The following is a 20,349-nucleotide window of genomic DNA, read 5'->3' on the forward strand; positions in this document are numbered from 1 at the left end:
GGCCAAACTAGGCGATGCCTAGAAAATAGTCAATGCCTAGTTCGGGTCTAGGATGTCCTCATGACCGAGCGGCCCTTCCACCACGGGAACCTGCGGGCAGTGCTGCTCGACGAGGCCGTCGCGGTGCTGCGGGAGTCCGGGGCCGACGGACTCTCGCTCCGCGACCTCGCCCGTCGCGCCGGGGTCAGCCACGGCGCCCCCCGGAGCCACTTCGTCGATCGGCAGGCGCTCCTCGACGCCCTCGCCGAACTCGGCTTCGACCGGCTGACCGCTGCCGTGCGCCGGGCACTGTCGGGTGCCGACGGGCTGGAGGACCGGTTCCGCCGGGTCGCCCTGGCGTACGTGGACTTCGCGATCGACGACGCGGCGCTGATGGACCTCATGTTCCAGGCGAAGACGACCAGCCGGACGGGCCCCGTGCAGGCTGCTGCGGAGTCGTTGTTCGCCGTGCTCGAGAGTGCCGTGGGAACCGCGGCGGCAGGGGACGACGGTGCGGACGCCCGACTCCTCTTCAAGCTCCTGTTCGCGGCGACCATGCAGGGGATCGCCACCCTGGTCGTCTCGCACCGGATCGACCGGGCGCAGGGCGAACGGCTCGTCGACGCCGCGCTCGAGACGATGCTCGGCTCGGAGCTCGGCACCCGGGTGGTCGGCGGGCGCTGACGTCGCCGCGGAGCGGCCCGGCAGGCTCGCGCCGGTAGGCTTGCCCGGTGACGATCCGCATCTCGCCGAGCATCCTGTCCGCCGACTTCGCGAACCTCGAGCGTGAACTCCACCGCATCGAGACCGCCGACCTGGTGCACGTCGACGTGATGGACAACCACTTCGTGCCGAACCTGACGCTCGGGCTGCCGATCGTCGAGCGCCTGCAGCAGGTCTCCCCGGTGCCGCTCGACGTGCACCTCATGATCACCGACGCCGACGTCAACGCACCGAAGTACGCCGAGACCGGTGCGTCGAGCGTGACGTTCCACTTCGAGGCTGCGGACGACCCCGTGGCCACGGCCGCCGCGATCCGCTCGAACGGGGCCCGTGCCGCCGTCGCGGTGAAGCCCGGCACCCCGATCACGCGGGTGCTGCACCACCTCGACGCCTACGACATGATCCTGCTCATGACCGTCGAGCCCGGCTTCGGCGGGCAGTCGTTCATGCCCTCCGTGATGCCGAAGCTCGCCGACGCCCGTGCGGCGGTCGACGCCTCGGGCCTCGACGTGTGGCTCGAGGTCGACGGCGGCATCTCGGTGGACACCGTCCCCGAGGCCGTGCGCAGCGGCGCCGACACGCTCGTCGCCGGGTCGGCCGTGTACGGCGGTGAGCCCGCCGCGCGGATCACGGACCTGCGCGAAGCGGCCGCACGGGCGCGGGCATGAGCGCGACCCGTCCGGACGGTACGTCGGCAGCGTCAGCGGAGACCGGTAGCCTGGACCGCGTGAAGACGTTCGACGACCTGTTCCAGGAGCTCACCGAGAAGGCGCGCACGCGCCCCGAGGGCTCCGGCACCGTCGCCGAACTGGACGCCGGCGTGCACCAGATCGGCAAGAAGATCGTGGAAGAAGCGGCCGAGGTCTGGATGGCGGCCGAGTACGAGGGCGACGAGCGCACCTCGGAGGAGATCTCGCAGCTCGTGTACCACCTGCAGGTCCTCATGGTCGCGAAGGGGCTGTCCCCGGCGGACATCTGGCGACATCTGTAGGACGCGCTCGGGCCCGCCCGTGCACCGACCTCGATCCGCCACGACCCCGACCAGAAAGCAGACCCCCTGATGCTCCGCATCGCCGTGCCCAACAAGGGCTCCCTGTCCGAGACCGCGTCCGACATGCTGCGCGAGGCCGGGTACGCCGGTCGCCGCGACCCGAAGGCGCTGCACCTGCTCGACGAGCGCAACGGCGTCGAGTTCTTCTTCCTGCGCCCGCGGGACATCGCGACCTACGTCGGCTCCGGCGCACTCGACGTCGGGATCACCGGCCGTGACCTGCTGCTCGACTCCGGTTCCGAGGCGCACGAGGTCGATGCGCTCGGCTTCGCCGACTCCACCTTCCGCTTCGCCGGCACGCCCGGCAGGTACAGCACCCTGCAGGACCTCGACGGCGTCCGCGTCGCCACGAGCTACCCGGGCCTGGTCGGCGACTTCCTCGCCCGCCACGGGGTGACGGCGACGCTCGTCAAGCTCGACGGGGCGGTCGAGAGCGCGGTGCGTCTCGGTGTCGCCGACGCCGTGGCCGACGTGGTGTCGACGGGCAGCACGCTGCGGCAGGCCGGCCTCGAGATCTTCGGTCCGGTCATCCTCGAGTCGACCGCGCTGCTGGTGTCGACCGACGAGACGATCCCGGGCATCGACGTGCTCCGCCGTCGACTGCAGGGCGTGCTCGTCGCCCGCGGCTACGTCATGCTCGACTACGACATCCCCACCGCGCTGCTCGAGCAGGCGACGGCCGTCGCGTCCGGCATCGAGTCGCCGACGGTCTCGCCGCTGCACGGCCGCGACTGGTCCGCGGTGCGCGTGATGATCCCGCGCGACGACGCGAACCTCATCATGGACGCCCTGTACGACCTCGGTGCCCGCGCCATCCTCGTCAGCCCGATCCACGCGGCACGACTTTGACCGCGGCAGCCACGGCGCCGGGCGGCGTGGCCGTCCGCGTCATCCCGTGCCTCGACGTCAAGGGCGGCCGGGTCGTCAAGGGCGTGAACTTCCTCGACCTGCAGGACGCCGGTGACCCGGTCGAGCTCGCCGCGCGTTACTACGAGCAGGGCGCCGACGAGCTGACCTTCCTCGACGTCGGTGCCACGGTCGAGAACCGCGCCACGATGTACGACACGGTCACCCGCGCCGCCGAGCAGGTCTTCATCCCGCTCACGGTCGGTGGCGGCGTCCGTTCCGTCGACGACGTGTCCCGCCTGCAGCAGTGCGGCGCGGACAAGATCGGCGTGAACAGCGCCGCGATCGCCCGGCCCGACCTCGTCGGCGAGATCGCCGACCGGTTCGGCGCGCAGGCCGTGGTGCTGTCGCTCGACGTCAAGCGTTCCGACCGGACTGCGTCCGGCTTCGTGGTCACCACGCACGGCGGCCGCACCGAGACCGACATCGACGCGATCGCCTGGGCGCGCGACGCCGTCGAGCGGGGCGCGGGGGAGCTGCTCGTCAACTCCATCGACGCGGACGGCACGAAGAACGGGTTCGACCTCGAACTCGTCGCCGCGGTGCGGTCGGTCGCGCGGGTCCCGGTCATCGCCTCGGGAGGCGCGGGTCGGGTCGAGCACTTCGCCCCCGCCGTCGACGCGGGTGCGGATGCCCTCCTCGCCGCGTCCGTCTTCCACCGCGGCGAGATGACGGTGGGCGACGTCAAGGCCGCGCTGCGCGCGACCGGCCACGCCGTCCGCTGAACCGCCGCCGCCCGCTGATCCGCCGCCGTAGGCTAGGAGTCTCATGACCGACAGCACCAGCACCGACACCGACGCGGTCCTCGACCGCGCACGTTTCGGTGCGGACGGGCTGCTCCCCGCCATCGTGCAAGAGGAGTCGTCGAAGGACGTCCTCATGCTCGGGTACATGGACCGGGAAGCGCTCCGCCGCACCCTCACCGAGGGGCGCGTGACCTTCTGGTCGCGGTCGCGGAACGAGTACTGGCGGAAGGGCGACACGTCGGGGCACGCGCAGTACGTGCGCGACGCGGCGTTCGACTGCGACGCCGACACCCTGCTCGTCACCGTGCAGCAGGTCGGGGCCGCGTGCCACACCGGAGCGCACCGCTGCTTCGACGTCGATCCGCTCGCGCCCGTGACCATGTCTGCCCCGGCCGACACGGCAGTGGAGGCGACCCGATGACGACCGCGACGATCTCCGATGCGCCGCACACGACCTCCCGGCCGGAGTTCGACGCCCTGCTGAGCGACCACCGCGTCGTCCCGGTGGTGCGCGCGCTCTACGCCGACAGCGAGACGCCGGTGGGTGTCTACCGGAAGCTCGCCGACGGCCGGCCCGGGTCGTTCCTGCTGGAGTCCGCGGGCCAGGGCGGCCTCTGGTCGCGCTGGTCGTTCGTCGGTGTGCGCAGCTTCGGCGTCCTCACGCAGGAGGGCGACCGTGCCGCCTGGATCGACACCGGCATCGACGCCGAACGTGCGGTCGGTTCGCTCGACGGCGAACCGCTCGAGGTCCTGGCACGCCTGCACGAGCGCTGGGCCACCCCGCGGGTGCCCGGCTCCCCGCCGCTCGTCGGCGGGACGGTCGGGTTCATCGGGTGGGAGGCCGTGCGCCAGCTCGAGCACCTGCCGAACGTGCCGCCGGCCGACTTCGACGTGCCCGGACAGGCACTGTCCTTCGTCTCCGAGCTCGTCGCGCTCGACCACCGCACGGGGCTCGTCCTGCTCGTCGCGAGCGTGCTGAACGACGGCACCGACGACGCCGACACGCTCTGGTCCGACGCGCAGCGCCGCCTCGACCGCCTGCAGGCCGACCTCGTCCAGCCGAGCGTCGCGACCGTCGCCGAGGCGTTCGAGATCGCCGAGCCGACGCCGACGCACCGTTCCACGCCGGACGAGTACATGGCCGCGGTGGAGCGCTCGAAGGAGTTCATCCGCGACGGCGACGTGTTCCAGGTCGTGATCTCGCAGCGCTTCGACCACGAGGTGACCGCCGACCCGCTCGACGTGTACCGGGTCCTCCGGACGTTGAACCCGAGTCCGTACATGTACTTCCTGGCCCTGGCGGACACCGCCGACGAGCGGTACTGGATCGTCGGCGCCTCGCCGGAGGCCCTGGTGAAGGTGCAGTCCGGCCGCGCCATCACGCACCCGATCGCCGGGTCGCGTCCACGTGGTGCGACCCCGGAAGAGGACGTCCGCTTCGGCGACGACCTGCTCGACGACCCGAAGGAACGCGCCGAGCACCTGATGCTCGTCGACCTGGCCCGCAACGACCTGCAGAAGGTCTGCGAGCCCGGTACCGTCGCGGTCACCGAGTTCATGACGGTCGAGCGCTTCAGTCACATCATGCACCTGGTGTCGAGCGTCGAGGGTGCGGTGCGTCCGGGGATGTCCGCCATCGACGTGTTCCGGGCGACGTTCCCGGCCGGCACCCTGTCCGGTGCGCCGAAGCCCCGCGCGCTGGAGATCATCGACGAGCTCGAGCCGGCGAAGCGCGGTGCCTACGCCGGTGTCGTCGGCTACTTCGACTTCGCCGGTGACGCGGACATCGCGATCGCGATCCGCACCGCCCTGATCAAGGACGGCGTGGCACGGGTGCAGGCCGGTGCCGGCCTGGTGGCGGACTCCGACCCGGCCACCGAGCACGAGGAGACCATCAACAAGGCGGCGGCACCCCTGCGGGCCGTGGCCACGGCGAACCGGATGCGCGAGGTGCGCTCGTGAAGCGCTCGCGCCCGATCGTCGTCGTCGCCGGACTGCTCGTCGCCGGCATCATCATGCTCGCGTGGACGCAGACCTGGTTCACCGTGGACCTGCACGCCGGTGCGGCAGTCACCTCGACGGTCGACGCCGACGGGGCCGCGGTCGTGCCGCAGTACACCGCCCTGGCGATCGCGAGCCTGGCCCTGTTCCTCGCGATGACCATCGCCGGCCGGGTGCTGCGCATCGTGCTCGCGTGCGTCGAGATCCTGCTCGGACTCGGCGTCGTGGTCAGCGGCATCACCGCACTCGGTGACCCGGTCGCCGCGGCGAAGGGTGCCGTCGGCGCGGTGGCCGGGGTCAGCGACCTGACCGCCGTGCGCCGCGTCGTGTCCGGCGTCGACGTGTCGCTCTGGCCGGCCGTCGGCATCGCCGGTGGGGTCCTGGCCGTCCTGCTCGGTGTCGTCGTCATCGTGGTGCAGCGTGCGTGGCCCGGTCCGAGCCGGAAGTACGGCGCGGCGACCGCGGGAGCCGCCGCCGACGCCCGCGCCGCAGCCCCGGTCGTGCGCGACGCCGTCGTGGACTGGGACGACCTCAGTGCTGGGGTCGACCCGACCGACGGCACGGTAGGATCGGATGGGCGTCGGTCGACCGACGACGCCGGAGCAGAACGAGGAGCACCGTGAGCAACACTGAGCCCGCAGAACTCGGCGAAGGCCACTCGCCGGCCGCCTGGACCGCCGTCGTGATCATGCTGATCGGATTCGCGGCAGGCACGCTGTTCTTCTGGTTCGACCAGCCGTGGGGCGTCTGGGTCTCCGCTGCCGTCGTCGTCATCGGTCTGGTCATCGGCGCGGTCATGGCCAAGGCCGGCTACGGCGTGAACGGCCCGAAGTACGTCGCCAAGCACCACGCCGAGTAGGACTCGCATGCCGAACGTGCTCGAGACCCTCGTCGCGGGCGCGCTCGAGGACGCCGCCGCCCGTCGTGTCGACCGCCCGTACTCGGACGTCGAACGCGACCTCGACCGGGTGGCGTCGCCGCTCGACGCCCTCGCGTTCCTCGCCCCGGGCGACCGGGTGAAGATCCTCGCCGAGGTCAAGCGCGCCAGCCCGTCCCGTGGCTCGATGGCCCCCATCGAGGACCCGGCCGCCCTCGCTGCCGACTACGAGCGCGGTGGCGCGTCGACGATCAGCGTCCTGACCGAGGGGCGCAAGTTCCTCGGCAGTCTCGCCGACCTCGAAGCCGTCAAGGCCCGCGTGGGCATCCCCGTGCTGCGCAAGGACTTCATCGCCGACCCGTACCAGGTCGTCGAGGCCCGAGCTGCCGGCGCCGACGTCGTGCTGCTCATCGTGGCCGCGCTCGAGCAGCAGCAGCTGGTCGAGCTCCACACGCTGGCCGAAGAGCTCGGCATGCGCGTGCTGGTCGAGGCGCACTCCGCCGACGAGGTCTCCCGTGGCCTCGACGCCGGTGCGCGGATCCTCGGCGTCAACGCGCGCGACCTCACCGACTTCTCGCTCGATCGCGACCTCTTCGGGTCGCTCGCCGACCGCATCCCCGACGGGGTCGTGCGCGTCGCCGAGTCCGCCGTCGCAGGTCCCGCCGACGTCGCCCACTACCGCGCAGCGGGTGCCGACGTCGTCCTGGTCGGGGAAGCGCTCGTCACGGGTGCCGACCCCGCCACCACCCTCGCGTCGTTCATCGAGGCCGCCGACCGCGGCTGAACGTTCCACCCGTCCGACCATCGGCACCGCCGGTCGCGTCGGACTCGTCCCGGGAAGACCCATCGTGACCTCACTCCGCGACCTGCACGGCCCGTACTTCGGTGACTTCGGCGGACGCTTCGTCCCCGAGTCGCTCGTCCTGGCGCTCGACGAGCTCGAGGCAGCCTTCCGCACGGCCTGGGCGGACCCGGCCTTCCGTGCCGAGCTCGACGAGCTCCAGCGCGACTACACCGGTCGTCCGTCGATCATCACCGAGGTGCCGCGGTTCGCGAAGCACGCCGGTGGTGCCCGCGTGATCCTGAAGCGCGAGGACCTGAACCACACCGGGTCGCACAAGATCAACAACGTGCTCGGTCAGGCGCTCGTGGCCCGTCGGCTCGGCAAGACCCGCCTCATCGCGGAGACCGGTGCCGGCCAGCACGGCGTGGCCACGGCGACCGCCGCGGCGCTGTTCGGCATGGACTGCGTCGTGTACATGGGCGCCGTCGACACCGAGCGGCAGGCGCTCAACGTCGCCCGGATGCGCCTGCTCGGCGCCGAGGTGATCCCGGTCGAGACCGGGTCGCGCACGCTGAAGGACGCCATCAACGAGGCCCTGCGTGACTGGGTGGCGAACGTCGACTCGACCCACTACCTGCTCGGCACGGTCGCCGGCCCGCACCCGTTCCCCGAGATGGTGCGCGAGTTCCACAAGGTGATCGGTGAAGAGGCCCGCCAGCAGGTCCTCGACCGCGTCGGGCGTCTCCCCGACGCCGTCGCCGCGTGCGTCGGTGGCGGCTCGAACGCGATGGGCATCTTCGAGGCGTTCCTCGACGACGAGTCCGTCGCGCTGCACGGCTTCGAGGCCGGTGGCGACGGCGTCGAGACCGGTCGGCACGCTGCGAGCATCACGCTCGGTCGCGAGGGCGTCCTGCAGGGCGCGAAGTCCTACCTGATGCAGGACGAGGACGGCCAGACCATCGAGAGCCACAGCATCTCCGCCGGGCTCGACTACCCGAGCGTCGGGCCGGAGCACGCCTACCTGGCGTCGATCGGTCGCGCACAGTACGCGCCGATCACCGACACCGAGGCGATGGAGGCGTTCCGGCTGCTCAGCCAGACCGAGGGCATCATCCCGGCGATCGAGTCGGCGCACGCGCTCGCGGGTGCGATGAAGCTCGGCAAGGAGCTCGGCCCCGAGGGGGTCGTGCTCGTGAACCTGTCCGGCCGTGGTGACAAGGACGTGGCGTCCGCCAGTCGCTACTTCGGCATCCTCGACGAGAACGCGGTGCAGCTGTGACCACGAACCAGACCGTCGCCACGACGATCGACACCGCCAACGCCGAGCGTGCCGGGGCCGTCGTCGGCTACCTGCCCGCCGGGTACCCCGACGTGCAGACCAGCGTCGACGCTGCCGTCGCCCTCGCCGAGAACGGCGTGGACGTCATCGAGCTCGGCCTGCCGTACTCCGACCCCGTCATGGACGGCCCGGTCATCCAGCGTGCGGCCGAGGAGAGCCTGGCCAACGGCTTCCGGGTCGCGCAGGTCTTCGATGCCGTGCACCAGATCACGGAGCGCGCCGACGTGCCGGTGCTCGTGATGACGTACTGGAACCCGGTCCTCCGCTACGGCGTGGACCGCTTCGCCGACGACCTCGTCGCCGCCGGAGCCGCGGGCCTCATCACGCCCGACCTGATCCCGGACGAAGCCGCCGAGTGGATGGCCTCGTCGGAGCGGACCGGCCTGGACCGCGTGTTCCTCGCGGCACCGTCCTCGTCCGACTCCCGGATGCAGCAGGCGGTGCAGGCGAGCCGCGGGTTCGTCTACGCCGTCTCGACGATGGGCGTCACCGGAGCACGGGCCGGCGTCGACGTCGCTGCACGCACCGTGGTGTCGCGGCTCCGTGACGCTGGCGTCGCGCGCACCTGCGTGGGCCTCGGCATCTCGACGGCCGAGCAGGTCGCCGAGGTCCTGGAGTACGCCGACGGCGCGATCGTCGGCTCGGCGTTCGTCCGCGCACTGGCCGACCTCGGGGTGCAGGGGGTCGCCGACCGCGCGGCCGACCTCACCACCGGCGCCCGCCGCTCCTAGTCCAGTTCCTGGCGGGCCCACGACCCGCGCTACAGTGAGCGGGGCCGACGACACGTCGACACCGCGCCCCGTCAGTTCCGAAAGGCGACCGTTCCTCCATGCCCCTCCTGAGCATCCCGAGCCCGAGCACCGCCTGGCAGTACTTCGACCTGACCGCCTGGCTGCGCGACGTGTTCGGTTGGTCGCTGCCGCTCGACTTCCGCATCCACGCGTACGCGATCTGCATCCTGCTCGGGATCGTCGCCGCGGTCCTGCTCGCGAACCGCCGCCTCAACGCGCGCGGCGTCGAGCGTTGGATCATCATCGACATCGCGATCTGGGCGGTGCCTGCCGGCATCATCGGCGGCCGGCTCTTCCACGTGTTCACGCACGTGTCGGACTACTTCGGCCCCGGCATCGACCCGCTGTCCTTCCTGTACATCTGGGAGGGCGGGCTCGCCATCTTCGGCGCCCTGATCCTCGGGTCCGTCGGCGCCTGGATCGGCTGCCGCCAGGTCGGCCTGCGGTTCACGTCGTTCATCGATGCGGTGGTGCCCGGGGTGCTGCTCGCACAGGCGTTCGGTCGGCTCGGCAACTACTTCAACCACGAGCTCTTCGGCATGCCGACCAGCCTGCCGTGGGGCCTGCAGATCGAGTCGACGAACGCCGCGTTCCCGAAGGGCCTGCCCGAGGGCACGCTCTTCCACCCGACGTTCCTCTACGAGATCATCTGGAACGTCCTGGGCGTCGTCGTCATCCTGCTGCTCGACCGCAAGTTCACGCTCCAGTGGGGCAAGGTCCTCGCCCTGTACCTGATCTGGTACGGCGTCGGCCGGTCCTTCCTCGAGTCGATCCGCGTCGACACCAGCGAGACCTTCGCGGGCATCCGCACGAACGTCTGGATGTCGTTCGCGGCCATCCTGCTCGGGATCGTCATCTTCATCGTGCAGACCCGTCGGCACACCGGCAAGGAGCCGAGCCCGTACCTGCCCGGTCGCGAGCCGCGTCCGAAGTCCGATGTAGACTCCGACGACACCTTCTCGGAGCACGAGGACGACGACGAACGCCTCGTCGCCCAGGGCTCCGGAGCGGTCACGACTCCCACTGACCGCGCCTAGGAGCACTCCTCCCCGCCACAAGCGGGGCACGGGCACCAGTCCCGCCCGTCTGGGCGGAACGCACCACCGGGCCACCGCTGTCCCTGTTCCACTTCCTCGTGAGGACGGTTCCCCCATGGCGCTCCAGCCACTCCAGCCCTCGGCACCGAAGTCCCTCGTGCCGCCGCACCGTCGGTTCTCGGCGGTCCCCGACGCCACCGGCATGTACGACCCGGCGAACGAGAAGGACGCCTGCGGTCTCGCGATGGTCGCGACGCTGCGCGGGACGCCCGGCCACGACATCGTCGACGCTGCACTCGGTGCCCTCCGCAACCTCGAGCACCGCGGCGCCGTCGGTTCGGACGCCGGCACGGGCGACGGCGCGGGCATCCTGTGCCAAGTGCCGGACGAGTTCCTGCGCGCCGTGGTGCCGTTCGACCTGCCGGCGGCGGGGGAGTACGCGGTCGGCACGGCCTACCTGCCGACCGACGAGGGCGACCGGCACGCCGTCAAGGGCGCCGTCGAACGACTGGCGCGCGAAGAGGGCCTCAAGGTCCTCGGCTGGCGCGAGGTCCCAGTGCGCCCCGAGGTGCTCGGCACCCTGGCGCGTGCGGCCATGCCCGCATTCGAGCAGCTGTTCGTCGCCTCGGTGCGCCACGACGTGCACGGCGCGTCCTGGAGCGGCATCGCCCTGGACCGCCAGACCTACCGGCTGCGCAAGCGCGCCGAGCACGCGAACGACCTGTACTTCATGTCGCTGTCGAGCCGCACCATGGTCTACAAGGGCATGGTCACGACGCTGCAGCTCGAGCCGTTCTACCCGGACCTCAGCGACGAGCGCTTCGCGTCGAAGCTCGCGATCGTGCACTCGCGCTACTCGACCAACACGTTCCCGTCGTGGCCGCTCGCGCAGCCCTTCCGGACGATCGCGCACAACGGTGAGATCAACACGGTGCGCGGCAACCGCAACTGGATGCGCGCACGCCAGTCGCAGCTCGAGAGCGAACTGCTCGGCGACGTCGCGCCGCTGCTGCCGATCGTCAGCCCCGGTGCGAGCGACTCGGCGTCGTTCGACGAGGTGCTCGAGCTCCTGACCCTGACCGGCCGGACGCTGCCGCACGCGGTGTCGATGATGGTGCCGGAGGCCTGGGAGAACCAGGTCGGGATGGACCCGGAGCTGCGGGCGTTCTACGAGTACCACTCGATGCTCATGGAGCCGTGGGACGGTCCGGCCGCCATCACCTTCACCGACGGCTCGCTCGTCGGCGCGACCCTCGACCGCAACGGGCTGCGTCCCGGGCGCTTCCTCGTCACCGACGACGGGCTCATCGTCATGGGGTCGGAGACCGGTGTCATCGACGTGCCCGCCGCGAAGGTCGTCCGCAAGGGCCGTCTGCGCCCCGGCCGGATGTTCCTGGTGGACACCGAGGCCGGCCGCATCATCGAGGACGACGAGGTCAAGCAGGGCCTGGCGTCCTCCGGCCCCTGGGGCGAATGGCTCGACGAGGGGCGCATCAACCTCAACGACCTGCCCGACCGCGAGCACATCGTGCACACCCCGGCATCGGTCACCCGCCGCCAGCGTGCGTTCGGCTACACCGAGGAGGAAGTCCGCATCCTGCTCCGCCCGATGGCGCAGGTGGGCGCGGAGCCCCTCGGTGCGATGGGGTCCGACACCCCGATCGCGGTGCTCTCGCAGCGCCCCCGGCTGCTGTTCGACTACTTCACCCAGCAGTTCGCCCAGGTGACGAACCCGCCGCTCGACTCGATCCGCGAGCAGGTCATCACCTCGATGGGCATGGGCCTCGGTCCGGAGCGGAACCTGCTGTCGGCCGGTCCCGAGCACGCGAAGCAGATCACGCTCGACTTCCCGGTGATCGACAACGACCAGCTCGCCAAGGTGCAGCACTTCGAGACGGAGTCGGGTCGGCACCTGACGGTCACGATCAAGGGCCTGTACCGCGTCGACGCCGGCAAGAAGGCGATGCAGAAGCGCATCGCCGCCGTGTGCGACGAGGTCGACGCCGCGATCGAGTCGGGCAAGCAGTTCATCGTGCTGTCGGACCGCGACGGCAACGCCGAGCAGGCGCCCGTGCCGAGCCTGTTGCTGCTCGCCGCCGTGCACCACCACCTGATCCGCACCGAGCAGCGCATGAAGGTCGGCCTGATCGTCGAGGCCGGCGACGTGCGCGAGGTCCACCACGTGGCGTCCCTCATCGGGTACGGCGCGTCGGCGATCAACCCGTACCTCGCGATGGAGACCTGCGAGAACCTGGTCCGTGCCGGCATGATCACCGGGATCACCCCGGAGCAGGCCGTCAAGAACGTGATCAAGGCGCTCGGCAAGGGCGTCCTGAAGATCATGTCGAAGATGGGCATCTCGACGGTCTCGAGCTACGCCGGTGCCCAGGCGTTCGAAGCCGTGGGGCTCAGCCAGGAGTTCGTCGACAAGTACTTCACCGGCACGTCGTCGATCCTCGGCGGGGTCGACATCGACGTCATCGCGAAGGAGAACGCCGAGCGGCACGCCCAGGCGTACCCGCAGGACGGCGCGGTCCTGTCGCACGAGCGACTGCAGACCGGCGGCGAGTACCAGTGGCGTCGCGAAGGCCCCCCGCACCTGTTCAACCCGGACACCGTTTTCCGGCTGCAGCACGCCACCCGTGCCCGCCGGTACGACATCTTCCGTGAGTACTCGAGCGCCGTGGACGACCAGTCCGAGGAGCTCATGACGCTCCGTGGGCTGTTCCGCTTCAAGCACGGGGCGCGGAAGCCCGTCGCGCTCGACGAGGTCGAGTCGATCGAGTCGATCGTCAAGCGCTTCAACACCGGCGCGATGTCGTACGGCTCCATCTCGAAGGAAGCCCACGAGACGCTCGCGATCGCGATGAACCGCCTCGGTGGTCGCTCGAACACGGGCGAGGGCGGCGAGGACGTCGACCGGCTGCTCGACCCCGAGCGCCGCAGCGCGATCAAGCAGGTCGCCTCCGGGCGGTTCGGCGTGACGAGCATGTACCTCACCCACGCCACCGACATCCAGCTGAAGATGGCGCAGGGTGCGAAGCCCGGCGAGGGCGGCCAGCTGCCCCCGCAGAAGGTGTACCCGTGGGTCGCCCGCACCCGGCACGCCACCGCCGGCGTGGGCCTCATCTCGCCGCCGCCGCACCACGACATCTACTCGATCGAGGACCTCAAACAGCTGATCTTCGACGTGAAGCGCGCCAACCCGGCCGCACGCGTCCACGTGAAGCTCGTGAGCCAGTCCGGCATCGGCGCGGTCGCGGCCGGTGTGACGAAGGCCCTGGCCGACGTCGTGCTCGTGTCCGGACACGACGGTGGCACGGGTGCGTCCCCGCTCAACTCGCTCAAGCACGCCGGCACCCCGTGGGAGATCGGCCTCGCCGAGACGCAGCAGACGCTCATGCTGAACGGCATGCGCGACCGCGTCGTCGTGCAGGTCGACGGTCAGATGAAGACCGGGCGCGACGTCGTCGTGGCAGCCCTGCTCGGCGCCGAGGAGTACGGCTTCGCCACCGCTCCGCTCGTCGTCGAGGGCTGCATCCTGATGCGCGTGTGCCACCTCGACACGTGTCCGGTGGGGGTCGCGACGCAGAACCCCGAGCTCCGCAAGCGCTTCTCCGGCAAGCCCGAGTTCGTCGTGAACTTCTTCGAGTTCATCGCGCAGGAAGTGCGCGAGCTCCTCGCCGAGCTCGGCTTCCGCACCCTCGACGAGGCGATCGGCCGGTCCGACGCCCTCGACGTCGACCGTGCCCTCGAGCACTGGAAGGCGTCAGGGCTCGACCTCGCACCGGTCCTCACGGGTCCGCACTTCGAGGACGCCGAGCCGCGTCGCCACCAGCGCGAGCAGGACCACGAGCTCGAGCAGCACTTCGACGTGGGGCTGATCCAGCAGACCGCCGACGTGCTCGACCACGGCGGCTCGATCGCGCTCGACCTGCCCATCCGCAACACCGAACGCGCGGTCGGCACGATGCTCGGCCACGAGGTCACCAAACGGCACGGCGAGCACGGGCTGCCCAGCGGCTCGATCGACGTCACGCTGCGCGGCTCCGCCGGACAGTCGCTCGGCGCGTTCATGCCCGCCGGCATCACCCTGCGCCTCATCGGCGACAGCAACGACTACGTCGGCAAGGGCCTGTCCGGTGGCGAGATCATCGTGCGGCCGGACGCCGGTTCGGGCTTCGACCCGGCGGAGAACGTCATCGCCGGCAACGTGATCGGGTACGGCGCGACCCAGGGCAGCATGTTCATCCGTGGCATCGTGGGCGAGCGCTTCCTGGTGCGCAACTCGGGGGCGACCGCGGTGGTCGAGGGCGTGGGCGACCACGCGCTCGAGTACATGACGGGCGGGCTCGCGCTCATCCTGGGCGAGACCGGTCGGAACCTCGGGGCCGGCATGTCGGGCGGCACCGCGTACGTCCGTGGTCTGCGCGAGGAGCACGTCAACACCGACGCCCTCGCGACCGGTGAACTCCGACTCGAGGCGCTCGACAGCGCCGACGTCGAGATCGTCACCGACCTGCTCACCCGGCACGCCGAGGAGACCGGTTCGACGCTCGCGTCCGACCTGCTCGAGTCCGGCGACCTGAGCGACTTCGTCAAGGTGCTGCCGCGTGACTACGCGGCGGTGCTCGAGACCCGTCAGCGCGCCGTCGACGAGGGGCTCGACCCCGACGGCGACGTCGTCTGGAACCGAATCATGGAGGTGACCGGTGGCTGAGCGTCACGCACGTCTGGAACCGGCAGCGCCCGACACGACCACGGAGGTGACCGGTGGCTGACCCCAAGGGATTCCTCAAGGTCCAGGAACGCGAACTGCCCGCACGGCGCCCCGTGCCCGTCCGGCTCATGGACTGGAAAGAGGTCTACGAGCAGCAGGAGTCCGGTGCCCTCAAGCGCCAGGCCGGCCGCTGCATGGACTGCGGCGTGCCGTTCTGCCACCAGGGCTGCCCTCTCGGCAACCTGATCCCGGAGTGGAACGACCTGACGTGGCGCGGTGAGGGCCGTCAGGCGATCGAGCGACTGCACGCGACGAACAACTTCCCGGAGTTCACGGGCCGGCTGTGCCCCGCTCCGTGCGAGTCGTCGTGCGTGCTCGGCATCAACCAGCCGCCCGTGACGATCAAGCAGGTCGAGGTCTCGATCATCGACGAGGCGTTCCAGAACGGCTGGGTCACCCCGCACCCGCCGGAGCGCCTGACGGGCAAGACCGTCGCCGTCGTGGGTTCCGGCCCCGCCGGGCTGGCCGCCGCGCAGCAGCTCACGCGCGCCGGGCACACCGTCGCCGTCTACGAGCGCGACGACCGCATCGGCGGGCTGCTCCGCTACGGGATCCCGGACTTCAAGATGGAGAAGCGCCAGATCGACGCGCGCCTGTCCCAGATGCAGGCCGAGGGCACCCGCTTCCGTGCGGGCGTCGAGATCGGCCGCGACATCACCTGGGACGACCTGAAGTCGCGCTACGACGCGGTCGTCGTCGCCACCGGCGCGACGGTGCCGCGCGACCTGCCGATCCCGGGGCGCGACCTCGAGGGCGTGCACTTCGCGATGGACTACCTGGTCCAGCAGAACAAGGCGAACGCCGGCACCCGGGTCGACAACCAGCTGACCGCCGAGGGCAAGCACGTCGTCGTGATCGGCGGCGGTGACACCGGTGCGGACTGCATCGGGACCGCGCACCGGCAGGGTGCCCTGAGCGTGACGAACCTGGCGATCGGCAAGCAGCCGCCGCTGGAGCGTCCGTCCGAGCAGCCGTGGCCGATGTTCCCGACCGTCTTCGAGGTGACGAGCGCCCACGAAGAGGGCGGCGAGCGGCACTTCCTCGCCTCGACCGTCGAGTTCCTGGCGAACGAGGCCGGCGAGGTCCGGGCGCTCCGGGTCGCCGAGACCGAGTACCTCGACGGCCGTCGCGTGCCGAAGGCCGGCTCCGAGCGTGAGATCCCCGCAGACCTCGTCCTCGTCGCGATGGGCTTCACGGGTCCGGAATCCGACACGATCGAGCCGCAGCTCGGTCTGCCGACGACGGTGTCCGGTGCGCTCGACCGCCGCGCCGACTACACGACGAACGAGGCGGGCGTGTTCGTCGCCGGTGACGCCGGCCGCGGGCAGTCCCTGATCGTCTGGGCGATCGCCGAGGGCCGTGCCGCGGCGGCGAAGGTCGACGAGTACCTCGAGGGCTCGACGATCCTGCCGGCGCCGGTGAAGGCGACCGACCGCGCGATGTCGGTCTGAGATGACGGATCGCCGCATGACCAACCACCACCAGATGCTCACCCTCCGGTGAGCGAGGGGCCACCAGCACTCGATAAGGTGCTGGTGGCCTCGCTTCGTTCCGCGCGGCCCCACAGCGCGGAAACCAGAGCATCACCCACCACCACGAAGGAATCCATTGAGACGCGCAAAGATCGTTTCGACGCTCGGACCGGCAACGTCGGACTACGAGACCGTCAAGGAGATCATCGAAGCGGGCGTCGACGTCGCCCGACTCAACCTCAGCCACGGTGACTACAGCGTCCACGAGGCCAACTACGTGAACGTCCGTCGCGCTGCCGAGGAGCTCGGCAAGCCGGTCGCGATCCTCGTCGACCTGCAGGGTCCGAAGATCCGTCTGGCCAAGTTCGCCGACGGCCCGCACGACCTGGCGGTCGGCGACGTGTTCACGATCACGACCGAGGACGTCCCCGGTTCCAAGGAGATCTGCGGCACGACGTTCAAGGGTCTGCCCCAGGACGTCAAGCCCGGCGACCCGCTGCTCATCGACGACGGTCGGGTCCGCCTGCGCGTGCTCGACACCGACGGCGTGCGTGTCCGTACCGAGGTCGTCGTCGGCGGCACGGTGTCGAACAACAAGGGCATCAACCTGCCCGGCGTCGCAGTGAACGTCCCCGCGCTGAGCGAGAAGGACGAGGCCGACCTCCGCTGGGGCATCCGCCAGGGCGCCGACCTCATCGCGCTCTCCTTCGTCCGCAACGCCTCGGACGTCGTCCGCGCGCACGAGATCATGGACGAAGAGGGCAAGCGCCTCCCCGTCATCGCGAAGATCGAGAAGCCGCAGGCCGTCGACGCGCTCGAGGAGATCATCGACGCCTTCGACAGCATCATGGTCGCCCGCGGTGACCTCGGCGTCGAGCTGCCGCTCGAGGCTGTCCCGATCGTGCAGAAGCGGGCCGTCGAGCTCGCCCGCCGCATGGCGAAGCCGGTCATCGTCGCGACCCAGATGCTCGAGTCGATGATCTCGTCGCCGATCCCGACCCGCGCCGAGACCTCCGACGTCGCGAACGCCGTCCTCGACGGTGCGGACGCGGTCATGCTCTCGGGCGAGACCAGCGTCGGCGAGTACCCGGTGCAGACCGTCCGCACGATGGCCCGCATCGTCGAGTCGACCGAGGACCACGGCCTCGAGCGCATCGCGCCGCTCGGCACGAAGCCGCGCACCCTCGGCGGGGCGATCACCCTCGCCGCGGTCGAGATCGCGGAGTTCACCGAGGCCTCGTACCTCTGCGTGTTCACCGAGTCCGGCGACTCGGCGCGCCGCATGTCGCGTCTGCGCCACGGCCTGCCGATCATCGCCTTCACCCCGAACGAGGCCACGCGTCGCCGCATGGCGCTCACCTGGGGCGTCCGGTCGTTCCTGGTCGAGCGCAAGACCCACACCGACGAGCTCTTCTCGCAGGTGGACGACGTCCTGCTCGAGAACGGCCTGGCCGCCCCCGGCGACCGCGTCATCGTGACGGCCGGTTCGCCTCCCGGGATCGAAGGCTCGACGAACGACCTGCGCGTGCACCGGGTGGGCGACGCCCACGCCGAGGCCGCTCCGGCCTACGTGCGGGACTGATCCGCAGGATCCCGACGCCGACAGGGCGCGGACAGGAGGCCCGGCGCACGAACACGCGTCGCCTCCGGTCCGCGCCCTGCCGCGTTCCGCCCGGACGCCGGACGCCGGACGCTGGACGCGCCGCGGCTGCGCCCCGCCGTGGTCGTCGCGCCCCCGCACACCGGGGCGCGACGGCGTCTGCGGGGCGCGACAGCCCGGCCCGACACCGACGCCCGTCGCGTCCCATCCGGGCGCGGACGGAAGGCACGGGGCACGTGGTGCGCGCAGCCTCCGGTCCGCGCCCTGTCGCGTCCCGCCGCCAACGTACCCGTGGTGCGCCCCGCCGTGGTCGTCGCGCCCCCACACATCGGGGCGCGACGGCGTCCGCGGGGCGCGGACAGGAGGCACGGCGCACGAACACGCGTCGCCTCCGGTCCGCGCCCTGCCGCGTCTCCACGGCCCTGGTGGTGACCACGGGACGACCGCAGGCGGCAGGATGGCTGCTGTGAGCCTCCAGACCGAACACCCGACGCCGCGCGCCGACGTCCGCCGCTGGCGCCGCTACCTGGCCGACGAACGCGCCGAGGGCGCCGTGTACCGCAACCTGGCCGCGCGGCGGTCCGGCGAGGAACGCGAGATCCTCGCCGCGCTGGCCGAGGCCGAGGGACGGCACGAGCAGCACTGGCTCGACCTGCTCGGTGACGACGTCGGACGTCCGCAGCGGGGCAGTCTGCGCACCCGGGTCCTCGCGACGCTGGCGAAGCGGTTCGGGTCGGTGTTCGTCCTCGCGTTGATGCAGCGCGCCGAGGACCGCTCGCCGTACGCCGACGACGACGACGCGACCGCGAGCATGGCCGCCGACGAGCGCATCCACGGCGAAGTGGTGCGCGGGCTCGCGAACCGCGGTCGGATGCGGTTGTCGGGCACCTTCCGTGCGGCGGTCTTCGGCGCCAACGACGGACTCGTGTCGAACCTGGCCCTCATCATCGGCATCAGCGCGTCGGGCGCCGACCGGCACTTCGTGCTGCTGAGCGGCATCGCGGGCCTGCTCGCCGGAGCCCTGTCGATGGGTGCGGGGGAGTACGTGTCGGTCCGGTCGCAGCGCGAACTGCTCGAGGCGTCCGCACCGCACCCCGAGGCCGGCCGCGCCGTGGCGGACCTCGACGTCGACGCGAACGAGCTGGCCTTGGTGTACCGCGCCCGCGGGATGGCCGAGGCTGAGGCGACCGAGCACGCAGCGCACGTGCTGTCCGGCATCGGTGAGCGACACCCGTCGACCGGTCCGGGCACCGTCACCGACGACCACGAGGCGGTGGGCAACGGCCTGAGCGCCGCGGTGTCGAGCTTCCTGTTCTTCGCGTCGGGCGCGATCATCCCGGTGCTGCCGTTCCTGTTCGGCATGCAGGGGTGGGCGGCCATCGCGGTCGCCGGCACGCTCGTCGGACTCGCCCTGCTCGGCACCGGTGCGGTCGTCGGCGTGCTGAGCGGTGCGTCGCCGGGCAAGCGGGCGTTCCGGCAGCTGGCGATCGGGTTCGGCGCCGCGGTCGTGACCTACGCGCTCGGGCTGCTGTTCGGGACGGGCACCGCGTAGCGGCGGACGGGGCACCGCCTACCGGCGGACGGCGGCTCGCGGCGGGAGCAGCAGCAGGGCCGCGGCACCGACGACGATGAGGGCGATGCCCGCGAAGACCATGAACACCGTGAGCGCGAGGCCGGGCGCGACGAGCACGACGACACCGCCGAGGATCGACAGCACGCCGCTCACCAGCGTCGGCACCCGGGACGACCCGGGGTGGCCGACGAAGCCGCCCACGATCGACACGATGCCCTCGACCACGAAGCCGACCCCGGCGAGCACGGCGTAGACGACCAGGGGGATCGCGGGGTCGAGCAGCGCGACGAGTCCGGCGACCGCGACGAGCGCACCGACGATCCCGGAGGTCCACCGCCACACCGTCGGCGTCCCGTGCCCGCGCGCCGCAGCCACGACCCGCAGGGCGCCGGCGACGACGAGGTACACGCCGAACAGCAGCGCCACGAGGACGAGCGACGGCCGGGGCCACACGATGGCGACGATCCCCAGGGCGATCGCGACGATGGCCGTGACGACGACGAACACCCGGAACGTGCGGACGGCACGAGAATCCACGGACACTCCTCCTGATCGGACCGCTGGAGTCCCGAACGCTACCCGGCCGACGGCGAGCCCGTGCGGTCCTCGGTCGAGCGGGTGCAACCGGATGCAACCCCCGCGGTCGTACGATGCGAGCAGCACGCGAACCGTGCGTGCCCCGACAGCGTC

18 protein-coding genes are annotated in these 20,349 nt (G+C 71.2%); 17 read left to right on the plus strand and 1 reads right to left on the minus strand.

The features are described from left to right. Window positions 1-60: 60 nt before the first annotated feature. The 17 genes from GVL05_RS03000 to GVL05_RS03080 all read left to right on the plus strand — a co-directional run bounded on the left by GVL05_RS03000 (window position 61) and on the right by GVL05_RS03080 (window position 19,638). A complete protein-coding gene (locus GVL05_RS03000) occupies window positions 61-663 on the plus strand; it encodes a TetR/AcrR family transcriptional regulator (RefSeq protein WP_159571169.1) in 603 nt (200 codons plus the stop codon). 47 nt (window positions 664-710) lie between these two features. Beyond that, window positions 711-1,370: a ribulose-phosphate 3-epimerase gene (gene rpe / locus GVL05_RS03005; RefSeq protein ID WP_159571172.1), complete on the plus strand. Its 660-nt coding sequence runs from the start codon at window positions 711-713 to the stop codon at window positions 1,368-1,370. Window positions 1,371-1,429: 59 nt separating this feature from the next. Next, entirely contained in the window at window positions 1,430-1,693 is a 264-nt protein-coding gene (locus tag GVL05_RS03010; protein ID WP_111084162.1) for a phosphoribosyl-ATP diphosphatase, read from the plus strand. Between the two features lie 69 nt (window positions 1,694-1,762). Beyond that, window positions 1,763-2,602 carry an ATP phosphoribosyltransferase gene (gene hisG / locus GVL05_RS03015; protein WP_111083926.1) on the plus strand — a complete coding sequence of 280 codons (840 nt, stop codon included), beginning with the start codon at window positions 1,763-1,765 and terminating at the stop codon, window positions 2,600-2,602. Next, window positions 2,599-3,384 (plus strand): imidazole glycerol phosphate synthase subunit HisF, encoded by a 786-nt coding sequence (gene hisF / locus GVL05_RS03020; RefSeq protein WP_235035817.1) that lies wholly within the window; start codon window positions 2,599-2,601, stop codon window positions 3,382-3,384. Before hisG ends, hisF begins: the two co-directional genes overlap by 4 nt. Window positions 3,385-3,427: 43 nt before the next feature. After that, window positions 3,428-3,826 (plus strand): phosphoribosyl-AMP cyclohydrolase, encoded by a 399-nt coding sequence (gene hisI, locus GVL05_RS03025; protein WP_134193827.1) that lies wholly within the window; start codon window positions 3,428-3,430, stop codon window positions 3,824-3,826. Then, on the plus strand, window positions 3,823-5,367 hold the full coding sequence (locus GVL05_RS03030; RefSeq protein ID WP_123294327.1) for an anthranilate synthase component I: 1,545 nt from the start codon (window positions 3,823-3,825) through the stop codon (window positions 5,365-5,367). Before hisI ends, GVL05_RS03030 begins: the two co-directional genes overlap by 4 nt. After that, the gene (locus GVL05_RS03035) at window positions 5,364-6,029 is read left to right on the plus strand and encodes a Trp biosynthesis-associated membrane protein (RefSeq protein ID WP_123339700.1); all 666 of its coding nucleotides are present in this window, start codon (window positions 5,364-5,366) and stop codon (window positions 6,027-6,029) included. Before GVL05_RS03030 ends, GVL05_RS03035 begins: the two co-directional genes overlap by 4 nt. Then, entirely contained in the window at window positions 6,026-6,265 is a 240-nt protein-coding gene (locus GVL05_RS03040) for an HGxxPAAW family protein (protein WP_159571188.1), read from the plus strand. The genes GVL05_RS03035 and GVL05_RS03040 overlap by 4 nt, the downstream gene beginning before the upstream one ends. Before the next feature lie 16 nt (window positions 6,266-6,281). Further along, complete coding sequence (gene trpC, locus GVL05_RS03045) at window positions 6,282-7,067, plus strand: indole-3-glycerol phosphate synthase TrpC (protein ID WP_123294446.1); 786 nt, start codon at window positions 6,282-6,284, stop codon at window positions 7,065-7,067. 64 nt (window positions 7,068-7,131) lie between these two features. Beyond that, entirely contained in the window at window positions 7,132-8,346 is a 1,215-nt protein-coding gene (trpB, locus tag GVL05_RS03050; protein ID WP_123294329.1) for a tryptophan synthase subunit beta, read from the plus strand. Further along, window positions 8,343-9,137 (plus strand): tryptophan synthase subunit alpha, encoded by a 795-nt coding sequence (trpA, locus tag GVL05_RS03055; RefSeq protein WP_123294330.1) that lies wholly within the window; start codon window positions 8,343-8,345, stop codon window positions 9,135-9,137. Before trpB ends, trpA begins: the two co-directional genes overlap by 4 nt. A gap of 98 nt (window positions 9,138-9,235) precedes the next feature. Next, window positions 9,236-10,234, plus strand: a complete 999-nt coding sequence (lgt, locus tag GVL05_RS03060) for a prolipoprotein diacylglyceryl transferase (protein WP_123294331.1) — start codon at window positions 9,236-9,238, stop codon at window positions 10,232-10,234. Window positions 10,235-10,436: 202 nt separating this feature from the next. After that, window positions 10,437-14,954 (plus strand): glutamate synthase large subunit, encoded by a 4,518-nt coding sequence (gene gltB / locus GVL05_RS03065; protein ID WP_159571286.1) that lies wholly within the window; start codon window positions 10,437-10,439, stop codon window positions 14,952-14,954. A gap of 53 nt (window positions 14,955-15,007) precedes the next feature. Then, entirely contained in the window at window positions 15,008-16,465 is a 1,458-nt protein-coding gene (locus GVL05_RS03070) for a glutamate synthase subunit beta (protein WP_131846522.1), read from the plus strand. Between the two features lie 157 nt (window positions 16,466-16,622). Next, entirely contained in the window at window positions 16,623-18,068 is a 1,446-nt protein-coding gene (gene pyk / locus GVL05_RS03075; RefSeq protein WP_123294333.1) for a pyruvate kinase, read from the plus strand. Between the two features lie 475 nt (window positions 18,069-18,543). After that, window positions 18,544-19,638 carry a VIT1/CCC1 transporter family protein gene (locus GVL05_RS03080; protein ID WP_159571191.1) on the plus strand — a complete coding sequence of 365 codons (1,095 nt, stop codon included), beginning with the start codon at window positions 18,544-18,546 and terminating at the stop codon, window positions 19,636-19,638. Between the two features lie 18 nt (window positions 19,639-19,656). Here GVL05_RS03080 and GVL05_RS03085 read toward each other — a convergent pair whose 3' ends face one another. After that, the gene (locus GVL05_RS03085) at window positions 19,657-20,196 is read right to left on the minus strand and encodes an HdeD family acid-resistance protein (RefSeq protein ID WP_159571194.1); all 540 of its coding nucleotides are present in this window, start codon (window positions 20,194-20,196) and stop codon (window positions 19,657-19,659) included. Window positions 20,197-20,349: the final 153 nt, after the last annotated feature.

Source organism: Curtobacterium sp. 18060 (genome assembly GCF_902706105.1).
In the GTDB taxonomy this organism is placed as follows: domain Bacteria; phylum Actinomycetota; class Actinomycetes; order Actinomycetales; family Microbacteriaceae; genus Curtobacterium.